We start from the raw sequence: 13,658 nt of genomic DNA, 5'->3' as shown, positions 1-13,658 counted from the left end.
ATCTTCTTCACTCTATCTCCATCAACCTCTTCGCCTCAAAATACAACACTTGAATAAACTTTTTCGTATTAATTCGCGTATGACCAGAAGATGCGAGTTCATCTTTCGTCATTTCTGTCATCCGTTTTCTAACTACGGTAAAATCGAAAAATTTTGGAGCATAGCTTTCAAATTTTGGATTTGAAAAGTCTGTTAATCCTAAAGAAGCCAAATGATTTAACGACTGATAAATAGCTCGACGTACTCTTTGTTCAGACGCTTTTTTCTCTTTATCAATATCCGCCTCTAAAGCTAAATCCCCTAATTTTCTTATCGTAATATGATGGAAAATTTCTTTTAACGCAGGAAAGCCAAACTCAAATGTCTGTGCCTTTTCTTGACCATATAAACATTCCAGCATACTAAGTAAATCTTTACTTCCATTCTCTCCCGCAATACCGAGTTCTGATAGTAAAAAGCGCCCTAAATCCCCTATCTTTTTTCCTTCTTGCACTGGTTCAGTACGCAATTGCGGTTTTTCCCACTGAAACACGTTATTCAATGATTTTTGAATATCGTGTATAGAACGCTCCAATCTAATACGCTCCATCACTTTGCGTACAACCGATACAACTTCGATTTTATTTAATGGTTTTGTAATATAATATTCTACACCAAGTGTATATGCCTCACCTATAAGCTGCTTCGATTCCACTTGAGAAATCATAATGATTTTCCCCGTGAAAGTTGACGCAATGTGACGAACTGTTTCAATTCCGTCCCTCATCGGCATCAACAAATCAATAAATAAAATATCTACTTTTTTAAAATTTAGTTGATCCGCCTCAATAAAAGCTCCGTCATCCGCCTCACCAATTACTTCTCCAAGATCTCCATCTTCAATAATTTGCGAAAGCATCGAACGGAAAACTTCATCATCGTCTACGATATAATAAAACAAATCTATTCCCCTTCCCGCTTTAAACTACCCTCCGGTAAACAAACGATAAACTTACATCCTCTTTTATTTTCTCGGCCTTCTAATCTCACTTCTCCGCCTAGCTCTGTTACCATTTCATTTATGTAAGAAAGCCCAATACCAGTTGACGGTGTTCCCGTTTGATCATACTTGGAAGTAAACCCTGGCTTAAATACTAATTTCTTATACTTTTGTGCAATACCAGGTCCATCGTCAATTACTTCAAAAAATATATGTTGATCTCTTTTATATAGCTTAATAATAACGACACCTTTATCTTCAATTGCTTCAACTGCATTTGCAGCGAGGTTATTAAAAATTGATAGAACTGTATACACGTGATATGCAGCATGCTCACCTTCTATATGTTTAGAAAAACGTATATCCTTTTCTAGCATTTCAGCATACTTCTCGTTTATTCTAACAATCATTTCTGCTAACTCATGTCCTTCTACATATTCAGCCACATTTTTATCTAATAACAGTTTAGATAATCCTGCAAATATCCTTTGATTATCCTTTTTTATTTCATGCACTTCCCCCGCTATTTTCAATGCTGTTTTACTACTTGAATCAGCGCTTACTTGTAAATTTCGATATAGTTGATATGCTTCTTGTGTAATTAACTCCGCATTTTGTAACGTCTTTTTCAAATGAACAGATTCCACATATAAATTAGAAAGATGCATTAACATATTTTCATTTTCTTTTCGAACTTGCGATTCTTTTAATTTCGTTTCATATAAATTCATCATATTTAAAAAACCAAGTGCAAAGAAACTACGAAAAATAGCAATAATGATGAGTTTATTTACTTCAGAAATCGTTATTATTGTACCTAGTACTAACATGTGATAAAACGCAAGTTCTGACATACTTGCAACAATTTCAATTGAAATTCCAAGGCATCCAATAATGATTGGTTTCTGATGGAACTTATTTACCCTGCAAAGCGAAAAAAAACTGCCATAAATAAAATAATAGAAGAACACAGGATAACGCAAATAAAATGATTCTGTCATATGAAATGAACCTTGCATGATCCAGTCAAGACATACTCGGAATAAGACTACAGATATACCAACAAGAATACCTGCAACTCCTGCTGGTACTCTTCTTAAAAATAATAATAAAAAGAAGAATAGCGGTGTACCGAAGCTAACTCGAAACGTATCATTAAAGGGATGAAAGTTCAGCTCCCCAGCAATCGGAACAACGACCATTAATATAATTAAAAGGGACATATCTTTCTTCCATAATTGATTCCAATTCAAAGGTGACACTTCCTATACTTTTTTTCAGCAGTAAAAGCGAAAGCCCGCTTATTGTTATAAACGGGCTTTTTTTCTATATTCTAACCTTTTCTACCGCTTTTATTTGGCGATACTCTGGCTTCCACATTGCTTCTTTCACTGCCATCTTGATATCGTTATCACTTAAGTTCACTCTTGCAACACCTTCTGCAACTGCAACTTTAGCTACTTCAATTGCAACCATTTCTGAGATATTACGTAATTCTTCGACCTCTGGTAAAATAGGTGCTCCTGGCTGACTTGTATCTACCATACTTGCAACTGCTTCAGCTGCTGCTGCGAACATTCCATCCGTCATGACGCTTGCTCGTACTACAATTGTTCCAAGACCAAGACCTGGGAAAATCAGTGCATTATTTGATTGTCCAATCACATACGTTACACCGTTATATGTAACTGGTTCAAATGGACTTCCTGTTGCAACTAACGCTCTTCCTTCTGTCCACTCGATTAAATCTGCTGGTTTTGCTTCAGCAAGTGGCGTCGGATTCGACATTGGTAAAATAATTGGTCTTTCTACGTGAGAAGCCATTTCTTTAATAATCTCTTCTTTAAATGCACCTGCAACAGTAGATGTACCAATTAAAATTGTCGGTTTTACATGTTTCACAACTTCAGCAAGTCCGATCACATCATTTTGCTTCCACCCACTTACTTCTACTTCTTTTCTTGCGTACGGAATTTGGAAATCAAGAAGATCTTCCATATTATCTGTAACTAACCCATTACGATCAATACACCAGAAACGCTTATATGATTCTTCTTCAGATACGCCTACGCGGACCATCGCATCTCTAACTTGATCTGCGATACCGATTCCAGCCGTACCAGCACCAAATACAACAACGCGGTGTTCACTTAGCGGTACACCAGAAGCTTTCACTGCCGATAATACTGCCGCAAGTGAAACTGCACCTGTACCTTGAATATCATCATTAAACGTACAAACATCATGACGATATTTATCTAAAATTTTTCGTGCGTTACGAGAGCTAAAGTCTTCCCAATGTAAAAGTGCTTTCGGGAATTGTTTGTTTACCGCTTGTACAAACGTATCAATAAATTCATCGTAAGCTTTACCTGTTATACGAGGGTGACGATTTCCAATATAAAATGGATTGTTTAATAGCTCCTCACGGTTTGTACCTACATCTAAAATTACCGGTAATACACGACTAGGATCGATTCCAACTGCAGCAGTGTAAACAGCTAATTTTCCGATTGCGATGTTAATACCACCAACGCCCCAGTCACCAATTCCTAATATGCCTTCTCCATCTGTTACAACGACTAAATCAATGTTCTCAGCTGTTGCACCGATATTCGTGAATGCTTCTTCGATACCTGATGGATCGTTAATTGATAAATAAACACCACGTGGTTTACGATATTCATGACTATATCTTTGAATTGCTACACCGACAGTTGGTGTATATACAATCGGTAACATTTCGCGTAAATGATCTGTTAATATACGATAAAATAATACTTCATTTCGATCATGTAACGCAGTTAAGTATACATTCTTTAATAAATCATCCGGCTGAGAACTAAATTGTTCGTATGCTCGGCGTGCCTGTTCTTCTAACGTTAAAACCGCTGGCGGTAATAACCCTTTTAAACCTAACTCTTCTCTTTCATTTTGTGTGAAAGCTACCCCTTTATTTAAAAGTGGTGTTGATAATACTTCTGCTCCTCTTAATGTTGTTTCTAATGCGCCATTAGAAGCTACTGTAAACTTGCTCATAACATCCCTACCTCTATTCATATATAGCATTTCTATATTGTAAACAAAAAAGAGGGGATTGTCCCCCCTCTTCTTTTAATTTTTCTTTAAAAGAGTTGCTCCTGCAATCCCTGGGTGTGTCATTTCGAATGGATCTAGAATTAACTCTAAGTCTTCTTGTGACAATACACCATTTTTCACACAAAGTTCTCGAACGGATTGGCCTGTTGCAATTGCTTCTTTCGCAACGCGAGCTGCTGCTTCATAACCGATATGAGGGTTCACGGCTGTAATAATTCCTACACTTTTCTCAACATACTCTTTTAAGCGATCTTCATTCGCTTCAATTCCTTTTAAGCAATTATCTGTAAAGGCACGGAAACCGTTATTCATAATGCTAATCGATTGCAGTAAGTTGAAAACAAGTACTGGTTCCATCACGTTTAATTCTAATTGTCCTGCTTCTGAAGCAAGGCAAATTGTATGGTCATTACCAATTACTTGGAACGCAATTTGATTAATTACTTCTGGCATAACAGGGTTTACTTTCCCTGGCATAATAGATGAACCTGGTTGACGAGCTGGTAACATAATTTCCGCTAAACCAACACGCGGACCTGATGCCATTAAGCGAAGGTCATTCGCAATTTTAGACATATTCATCATACATACTTTAAGCGCTGCAGATACTTCAGTATAAGCATCCGTATTTTGCGTCGCATCTACTAAATCTTCTGCACCAACAAGCGGTAATTCACTAATTGCAGCTAAATGTTTTACAACTGCTTCAATATATTCTGGATCTGCATTTAAGCCTGTACCAACTGCAGTTGCTCCCATGTTCACTTCATATAAGTGTTGACGTGATTGCTGAATGCGTTTCATATCACGTTCAAGTACACGTGAGTACGCTTTAAATTCTTGTCCAAGGCGAATTGGCACAGCGTCTTGTAAATGTGTACGTCCCATTTTAATCACATGATCGAACTGTTCGGCTTTTAATTCAAATACATCATGCATATAACCCATCGTTTGTAATAAGCCTTCTAATGCATTTAACGTTGCGATATGAATCGCCGTTGGGAATGCATCATTTGTTGATTGGGCCATATTTACATGACTATTTGGACTAATATAATGATAGTCTCCCTTTTCCATTCCTAATAATTCAAGAGCACGATTGGCAATGACTTCATTTGCATTCATGTTCATTGAAGTACCCGCTCCGCCTTGGATTGGATCTACGATGAAATGATCATGCCATTTTCCATCAAGAATTTCTTGAGCAGCTTCTGCGATCGCACCGCCCTTGTTTAATTCCAATCTTCCTACATCTGTATTCGCAAGCGCTGCAGCTTTTTTTACAATTGCGAACGCTTTAATTAAACCTTCATGGATTTTGTATCCTGTAATTGGGAAGTTTTCAACTGCACGCATTGTTTGTACGCCGTAGTATGCATAGTTTGGTACTTCTTTTTCACCTAAAAAATCTTTTTCAATTCGAACACCATTTTTAACTTCAGTTAATGTTGCCATGATTATTCACTCCTTAACGATTTCTTATGCTGCTTTTGTTTCTTTGACTGTTTCTACATATTGTTTTGCTTTCTCATTATCAAATTCGCCTTCCCACTTCGACATAACAATGGCCGCTAATGCATTTCCTAATACATTGACAGATGAGCGAATCATATCTAAAATGCGGTCAATTCCCGCAATTAATGCGATACCTTCTAGTGGTAACCCCATTGAACCTAACGTTGCTAATACAACAACGAACGATGCACCTGGAACTCCCGCCATACCTTTGGATGTTAACATGAGAACGAATAATAACGTTATTTGCTCCGTTAGTGACATGTGCACACCGTACATTTGTGCAACAAACAATGCCGCTAACGCTTGATAAATAGCCGATCCAGTCAAGTTAAATGTATAACCTGTCGGAATTACGAAAGAGGCAACTGCCTTTGGACAACCGAACTCTTCCATTTTTCTCATTATATTAGGTAAAACAGCTTCTGAACTTGCTGTCGTAAATGAAAGAATCAATTCTTCTTTTAAAATTTTTATTAATGTAAAAATGTTTACTCCAACCATTCGTGCATTAATACCTAATACAATCACAACGAATAGTATAACAGTTACGTATACAGCTAGCACTAGTTTTCCTAGCGGAAGTAGTGTTGCTACACCAAATTTTGCAACCGTAACGGCAATTAATGCGAATACACCAAATGGTGCAAATTTCATAACTTGATTTGTAACCCAAAACATGGCTTCGAGTACGCCTTCAAAAAAGTTAAAGACAGGCTTTCCTTTTTCCCCAATTGCCGCAACTCCTAAGCCGAATAATACTGAGAAGAATATAATCGGTAATAGGTCACCTTGTGCAATCGATTCAAATACGTTTTTCGGTACAATGTGAACAATTGTCTCAGCAAAACCTTTCTTCTCTGTTGCATCTGCAGTTTGTTTATAAGAAGAAATATCACTTTGCTGTAAATTACTCATATCAACACCAGTACCTGGTTGGAATATATTCGCTGCAAGTAATCCCATTAAAATAGCAATCGTCGTAATAATTTCGAAATAAAGAATTGTCTTACCACCCAGTTTCCCAAGCTTCTTCATATCTCCTACACCAGCTACTGCAACAATTAATGCTGAAATAACAATTGGTACTACAATCATCTTAATTAAGTGAATAAATATATCCCCAATTGGTGTGATATAAGAAATCGCCGTTTTATTGCCATAAAAGACTGCCCCTACTACAATCCCTAAAACAAGCGCGACAAAAATTTGTGTTGCCAATCCGAATTTTTTCATTTATGTTCATCCCCTTCATGCGAACGCTTTCAATTTGAATTTATAAAAGCTACTCACACATCTTATAAGCGAACCTACAAAATCATACAAAAACCTACAAGTTCGTCACAAAAAATTCAAATATTTTTCTTCTTTTTTTCATTGACACCATTTTGTTAAAAAACGATAAAATAAACTTGATAAGTAATCAGATTGTTTCGTATAATCAAAAAGATATATACTTAAAACAAATCAAAATGAAAAGGAGTGGATGTTATGAAAAACTATACAAAGCAATTCGTCCTATCTTCTTCTTTTCTTTTTCATTTTCTTAAAAAGGAACAAAGGCATTCGCCTTTGTTCCTTTTTTATTGCGATCTATATAGGGGGAATTGTTATGAGGCCATATAAACGTGTCTTAATTAAATTAAGCGGCGGTGCACTTGCCGATCAAACTGGAAATAGCTTTAACTCCAAACGATTAGAACATATCGCAAACGAAATTTTATCCATTGTTGATTTAGGTATCGAAGTATCCATCGTCATCGGTGGCGGTAATATTTTTAGGGGGCATCTAGCTGAAGAGTGGGGAATTGATCGCGTAGAAGCTGATAATATCGGTACACTAGGTACGATCATTAACAGCTTAATGCTTCGCGGTGTTTTAACAAGTAAAACAAATAGAGAAGTACGCGTTATGACGTCCATTCCATTTAATGCAGTAGCTGAACCATACATTCGCTTACGTGCAGTCCACCATTTAGATAACGGCTATATCGTTATCTTTGGAGGCGGAAACGGGCAACCGTTCGTGACAACAGATTATCCAAGTGTACAAAGGGCTATTGAAATGAATAGTGATGCCATATTAGTCGCAAAACAAGGTGTCGATGGTGTTTTTACAAGTGATCCAAAGCATAACAAATCAGCAAAAATGTACAGCAAACTAAACTATAATGATGTCGTTAGACAAAATATACAAGTCATGGATCAAGCGGCATTACTGCTTGCCCGGGACTACAATTTACCAGCACATGTCTTTAACTTTGATGAGCCTGGAGTGATGAAAAAAATATGTTTAGGTGAACATGTGGGGACGTTGATTAATGATGATGTTACGATGCTGGTGCATGAAAAATAATGATTTCCCACCAAAAAGGGTGCCTTTTGTAGGCACCCTTTTCTAATCCATCATCACAAATAGAACTCAACCAATCCCGCCACTTTCTCCTTACAACGCTCCCAAAAAGATAACTTTTCAAAAAACTCTTTCGTCATTTCTTTCGAATCATGAAAATCCTCTGTTAACGCCTTATTAACTTGTCCTACAATAGGACCACCATAAATATAAAAATTCATTTCATCATTTATATTGAAGCTACGCGAAGTAAAGTTTGTTGTACCAATAACGGTTAATTCATTATCAATAAGCATTAATTTGCCATGGAACATTCCTTTTTTATACCCATATACAGTAATCCCATTATTAACAGCTTGACGTATGTATGGATACGCCGCTTCTTTTATAAGAGGTAGATCTGGTTTATATGACCAAAGTATTTTTACTGTAACACCACGCTTTTGTGCTGCGATTAAAGCATTCATGGACTCTTTATTTTTTGCTATAAAATACGGCGTTGCAATTACAATGGAGTGCTGAGCTTGTTTTATGAGCTCTATATATTTTTCAGCAACGTAATGCCCATTGTAACTAGTCATAGTATGTAATGTATTCCCTTTACTAGCTTTATTCGTACTCCTCTTTATCTCTTCTTTCGTATCTCGTTTCCAATCTAAAGCGAATTGCTGTTCTAAATCTTTTGCTCCTTCTCCTTTAAGCCGTACATGATAATCACGCCAATATCCAAATCGCTTATCTTTCCCTAAGTACTCATCTCCTATATTAAATCCGCCTGTATAGCCAATATCCCCATCAATCGTCGTAATACGGCGATGATTACGATGGTGAAGTGAATAAAATCCGAATGGCAATGCAGGTTTTCTACTATATGTAAAATGCACACCACTTTCCCGTAATTCATTTATCATCTTTCTTTCAAATGATAAATCATTAATGCGATCAACTGATAAATAGACGTTTGCTCCTTCTTTTGCCTTCTCTTTTAATAAGTTTAAAAAAGTATGACTACTTTTATCATCCGACAAAATGAAGAAATAAGTGTAGATGGAGCTTTTCGCTTTTTTAATATCTTCAAATAGCTGCTCATATAATGATTTCCCTTCTACATATAATTGAAAATCACTATAATGAGGCGCATACTCTGTCGGCATGTTTTTTCCAGCTTCCATTTTCCTACCTAAGGTAACATCGATATGCATACAAATTAAAATAAAAACGAAAATAGCAATAATAATAGAAGTAACTCTTAATATTTTTTTTATCATTTTGGTTTCCTTCCAATCATATTCCTTACTATTTCGTAGTGTTTCATTTAAATATGTTTTCATACGAAATGTATTTCTTATTTTTATTGATACTAAACAGTTAAAGGAGATACGAATATGAGAAAAGGAAAAACTCCTATTGTTTTTATCCCAGGTCTTTTCGGTTCAATGAGCAATATTATTATTCCCGGCACTGGTAATTGGAGTTTTGGACTTTCTGCATTTGTTTACGAACCATTCATCATGATGCTAGAAAGTATGGGGTACGAACGAAATGAAGACTTGTTCATCTGTTTTTATGACTGGCGGCAGCGTATTGTTTTTTCTACACAAAAATATTTATTACAAACGATTGCTTATGCTAAAAAGATTACAGGTTGCGATAAACTAAATTTAATTTGTCATAGTATGGGCGGCCTTCTTGGACGTTCTTACGTTCAAAGTGACGAATATAAAAATGATGTGAATCAACTTATAATACTCTGCACACCAAACGCTGGATCTCCACCAAATTATAGTTATTGGACTGGAGGCAGTCTCCCTATCCATGCCTCTTCTAAAATAAATATCGTTCATTTTTATATGGAACAATATATTTGTTACTTAAGCATCTTACATAAAATGAATAAAGTTGAGGCGATACACATTTACTTTCCAGGATTACAAGATGTTATTCCTTGTAAAGATTACGGAAATTATTTATTTATAAAATCCGACTCTTCTATTACATTTCTTCCTTATAGTAAGATGAAAATGAAAAACCCTTTCCTCGATATATTAAATACAAATAGATTTATTATACAAAAAAGAAATATTGAAACGACACTCATTGCCGGAGATGGAGAGGAAACAACTCAATATTTACAAGTCGTCCCTTCACATTCCAAACTGAAATGGACAGACGGCAAAGTCGTCGGTGATTTACTTACAAAACATGGTGACGGTAACGCTGTTCTACATAGCGTTTTTCTTCTAGAGGGAAATAAATATGTTTTGCATGCTTCACATAACGAAGTGCTCTACAAAAGCATTCCTATACTACAAAAGATACTCTAAGTTTCAAACAAAAAAGGTATGGCATTAAGCCACACCTTTTCACATTAAACAAAATTTCTCGCGTCATTATTTCTTCCAAACTTATAAATAGCAATTAAGAAGAATGCAATTGCGAAAGCGAATAAAATTAAAATGTTTAAATACAACTCCGAGAATGGTATTCCCTGCTGTAGTTTTGATATCGTATCTAACAACCAGCGCTGCGGAAGAAAATTAGCTACTTTTTGTACTGCACTTGGCATAATGTCATATGGGAAATAACATCCAGCAAGTAAGCATGTTGGTACAATGATCATATTTTGCATCGCATTTGCCGATGCTGAGTTTTTCGAAAAAGCTACAAGGACTAATGATATTCCAATTGCGATTAATGCAAATAGCATTAGTACGCCCATCATCACTATGAAAGGCATATTGATATTCGTATGAAAAACATTCGTTAGGAATAGGATTGTAATCAAAATTTGTACTGTTAGTATTATCATATTTACTCCGACATTAGATAATATAAACTTCTTCCCATCTATCGGCGTTGATAATAGTCTAAAGTACGTTCTATTCTCTTTTTCTTTTAAAATATGACCTGATAAGTTCGCTGCTGAAAACAGCATAAACATAATAAGGTAACCCATTGTTTGATTTGTCATATCTTTATTTTTCGAAGTATCTTCTAGCGTCTCAGTTTTCATTTTAAATGAACTTTTTTGATACCCTGCGTACATATTGTCGAATGTGCTTTGATCTGTTCCGGCTACTTTACTAATAGCTGCTATATTATCAATATAATTATATAAATATGATTTTATAAATCCTGTTACTTGATCACCTTTAATCGATGAAATTTCAATATGCTCTGGTTTCCCTTCTCGAACACTTTTTGAAAAACCAGAATCTAATGTAATAACTCCATCAAGTTTTTTGGAAGTGAGTTTATCTTCTATTTGAGACTCCTTAACCTTACTCACATTCACATGATTTAATCCTTCTAAAAACTTTATCGTATCATTTGCTATCGGCTCATTTTCTTTATTTACAATCCCGATATTTAACGTTCCTTGCCCTGCATTTCCGTATATCGAGAAGGAAATGAGCGTCCCTATTATCGGCAAGCTAATTATAATTAGTAAACTTTTTTTATTTTTCAAAAGCACAGATAACGTTTTTTGTATGAGCCATAAAATATCCTTCATACTATAGCCCCTCCCGTCTACGTAATGCAATAATTGCAATTAATAAAAAGAGTGCTGAAATTCCAATGTTTAAAGAAATGACTGGTAGTGCTGCCCCTACATCATTTGCATAAATAATTTTCATAACAGCTGTATTTGCCCAAGTTAATGGCGATAAATTCGTAACGAAATTTTCTTCCACTACGAAATATGCACCTCCAAAAATAGAAGCTAATTGCACAACAACCATAATAATTGCCCTAGACGCTTCAGCTGTTTTCGTGATATATCCGATTCCTAAACCGAAGCTAATTGCTAGAAAGACTTGTGTTAATAAAATAAGAAATATGATTCCAAGATGGTCGCCCCAATTCGCTTGAAAAACAAATTTACTAAATAACATGACGAGTAATATGCACAGGGCATTTGCTACTAGGCTACCAAGTACTTTTCCAATGAATATTTCAGCTTTACTTATAGGTGCAGCAATGAGACGATCTCCTGTTTTACGTATTCGTTCTCCTCGAATTAAAGAACTCGCTCCCATCGCAGCATACAGTGCAATCATCGTTGTCATTACAACCGCGTAGTAATCCATAGAACCTGGTTTTTTCGCAGCTTGTAAAGATGTTTCTTTTATATAATCATTATGGTTTCCGTTTGAAATAACTGTGCTCACCTTAGTAGGATCTACTTTTGCAACTTCGACCGCTACATTGTACTTATCAACAAATGTTGTAAGCATTCCTTCCACAATACTCCCCTCAATACTACTTTTGTCACTTCCGTAAAATTTTGCACCATCTTTATTTAACTCTACATAAGCAGCATATTTATTTTTCTTCACTTCTTCTTTCCCATCTATACTGCCGGAAGCTTTTTTAAAATGAATACCTGATTTATCCACTTCTTTCGTAAATGCTGCAAATGATTGAGAAAACGTGCTACTCGCTTCATCTTTATATAGCACTTGTATATCTTTAATCGAATGACTATCACTATTAAATGCGTTGGTTAACGCTGTTCCTAACACAAGCATAAGTACAATCGGAAATGCTAACATAAAAACTAAAGTTCTTACGTCTCTGAAATCTCTTTTAATATGCATAATTGCAATATTGAAGATGTTCAATTGATGAACCTCCCTTTACCTTTTCTTCATTTACCTTTTATTTATCTCGTAAGTTTCTTCCGGTTAACGTAAGAAATACTGTTTCTAAGTTTGGAGCCTGCTCCTCTAACGAACGAATTTCAATGTCATGATTAATGAAATGCTGAATAATTTGATTTAAATTATTTAATCCTGCATCCGAGTTTACCTTGATTACGTTCTCTTCAATTTGAACAGCTTTCACACCGTTTATCTCTTTTAACTTTTCTACATCTAAATTTTCTACTGACTTCACTTCAATCCAAATATCTTTCGTATCTGTAATAATCGCTTTTAACTGTTCTTTCGTACCTTCTGCAATCACTTTACCGTGGTCGACAATTGCGATTTTCGTACAAATCTCTTCTACTTCTTCCATGTAGTGACTCGTGTAAATAATCGTACTTCCCATTTCATTTAATTTACGTACTGACTGCAAAATGTAGTTTCTTGACTGTGGATCAATTCCAACTGTCGGCTCATCCATAATAATTAACTTCGGTCTATGAGCAATCGCACAAGCGATATTCAGTCTTCGTTTCATCCCGCCAGAAAAGTTTTTCGGATAACTTTTATGTTTATCGCTAAGCCCCACAAATTGCAGTGCTTCCTCCACTCTCGCTTTTAGCTCAACTCCTCTTAATCCGTACAACCCAGCAAAGAATTTCACATTTTCATAGGCAGTTAACTCTTCATAAATCGCAATATCTTGCGGAACGATACCGATATTCATCTTCGCAAATCGGTTATGTTTCTTTATATTTTTTCCTAGTATGCTAATTTCGCCTTCATTACTTCTTAACAAACCAGCAATCATATTAATCGTTGTACTCTTACCAGCACCATTCGATCCTAAAAAGCCAAATATTTCTCCTTCTTTAATAGATAAAGACATATTATCAACTGCGATGAAATCACCAAATTTTTTCGTTAAATTTTTAATTTCTAATGTATTCATCATTTCACCCCTATTTCGGTTTCTCTGCTTTTAGTATAAACAAAAAGAATGAACCTGCTCAGTGCAGAAGTTCATTCTTTTCACATGAGATTATTCACTTTTTTCATATGA

General features: G+C 35.6%; 11 protein-coding genes. 2 read left to right on the top strand and 9 right to left on the bottom strand.

What is annotated here, in order from left to right:
- Nucleotides 1-7: 7 nt before the first annotated feature.
- The 5 genes from AC22L0_RS05195 to AC22L0_RS05175 form a co-directional block, all read right to left on the bottom strand.
- A complete protein-coding gene (locus tag AC22L0_RS05195) occupies nt 8-940 on the bottom strand; it encodes a response regulator (protein ID WP_087968092.1) in 933 nt (310 codons plus the stop codon).
- Between the two features lie 2 nt (nt 941-942).
- The gene (locus AC22L0_RS05190; protein ID WP_074595886.1) at nt 943-2,241 is read right to left on the bottom strand and encodes a sensor histidine kinase; all 1,299 of its coding nucleotides are present in this window, start codon (nt 2,239-2,241) and stop codon (nt 943-945) included.
- A gap of 64 nt (nt 2,242-2,305) precedes the next feature.
- Entirely contained in the window at nt 2,306-4,018 is a 1,713-nt protein-coding gene (malS, locus tag AC22L0_RS05185; RefSeq protein WP_002100899.1) for an oxaloacetate-decarboxylating malate dehydrogenase, read from the bottom strand.
- Between the two features lie 75 nt (nt 4,019-4,093).
- Entirely contained in the window at nt 4,094-5,533 is a 1,440-nt protein-coding gene (aspA, locus tag AC22L0_RS05180; protein WP_000224178.1) for an aspartate ammonia-lyase, read from the bottom strand.
- A 24-nt stretch (nt 5,534-5,557) separates the two neighbouring features.
- A complete protein-coding gene (locus AC22L0_RS05175) occupies nt 5,558-6,829 on the bottom strand; it encodes a cation:dicarboxylate symporter family transporter (RefSeq protein ID WP_000713291.1) in 1,272 nt (423 codons plus the stop codon).
- A gap of 376 nt (nt 6,830-7,205) precedes the next feature.
- Between AC22L0_RS05175 and pyrH the strand changes: the two genes are divergently transcribed.
- On the top strand, nt 7,206-7,949 hold the full coding sequence (gene pyrH / locus AC22L0_RS05170) for a UMP kinase (RefSeq protein ID WP_001248059.1): 744 nt from the start codon (nt 7,206-7,208) through the stop codon (nt 7,947-7,949).
- A gap of 53 nt (nt 7,950-8,002) precedes the next feature.
- On the opposite strand, the gene cls is transcribed toward pyrH, so the two are convergent.
- Nucleotides 8,003-9,214 carry a cardiolipin synthase gene (gene cls / locus AC22L0_RS05165; RefSeq protein WP_002102956.1) on the bottom strand — a complete coding sequence of 404 codons (1,212 nt, stop codon included), beginning with the start codon at nt 9,212-9,214 and terminating at the stop codon, nt 8,003-8,005.
- A 117-nt stretch (nt 9,215-9,331) separates the two neighbouring features.
- Between cls and AC22L0_RS05160 the strand changes: the two genes are divergently transcribed.
- Nucleotides 9,332-10,270, top strand: a complete 939-nt coding sequence (locus tag AC22L0_RS05160) for an esterase/lipase family protein (RefSeq protein ID WP_087965966.1) — start codon at nt 9,332-9,334, stop codon at nt 10,268-10,270.
- A 44-nt stretch (nt 10,271-10,314) separates the two neighbouring features.
- On the opposite strand, the gene AC22L0_RS05155 is transcribed toward AC22L0_RS05160, so the two are convergent.
- Genes AC22L0_RS05155 through AC22L0_RS05145 form a run of 3 tightly spaced genes read right to left on the bottom strand, consistent with a single transcriptional unit; the run spans nt 10,315 to nt 13,547 of the window.
- Nucleotides 10,315-11,460, bottom strand: a complete 1,146-nt coding sequence (locus AC22L0_RS05155) for an ABC transporter permease (RefSeq protein WP_058839107.1) — start codon at nt 11,458-11,460, stop codon at nt 10,315-10,317.
- Nucleotide 11,461: 1 nt separating this feature from the next.
- Nucleotides 11,462-12,571, bottom strand: coding sequence for an ABC transporter permease (locus AC22L0_RS05150; protein ID WP_001020151.1), 1,110 nt, complete (start codon nt 12,569-12,571; stop codon nt 11,462-11,464).
- 37 nt (nt 12,572-12,608) lie between these two features.
- Entirely contained in the window at nt 12,609-13,547 is a 939-nt protein-coding gene (locus AC22L0_RS05145; protein WP_001093830.1) for an ABC transporter ATP-binding protein, read from the bottom strand.
- Between the last annotated feature and the right edge of the window lie 111 nt (nt 13,548-13,658).

This window comes from Bacillus sp. LQ01, assembly GCF_057624735.1.
The sequence above is the reverse complement of the archived record's forward strand: the minus strand, read 5'-3'. Positions and strand labels throughout refer to the sequence as shown.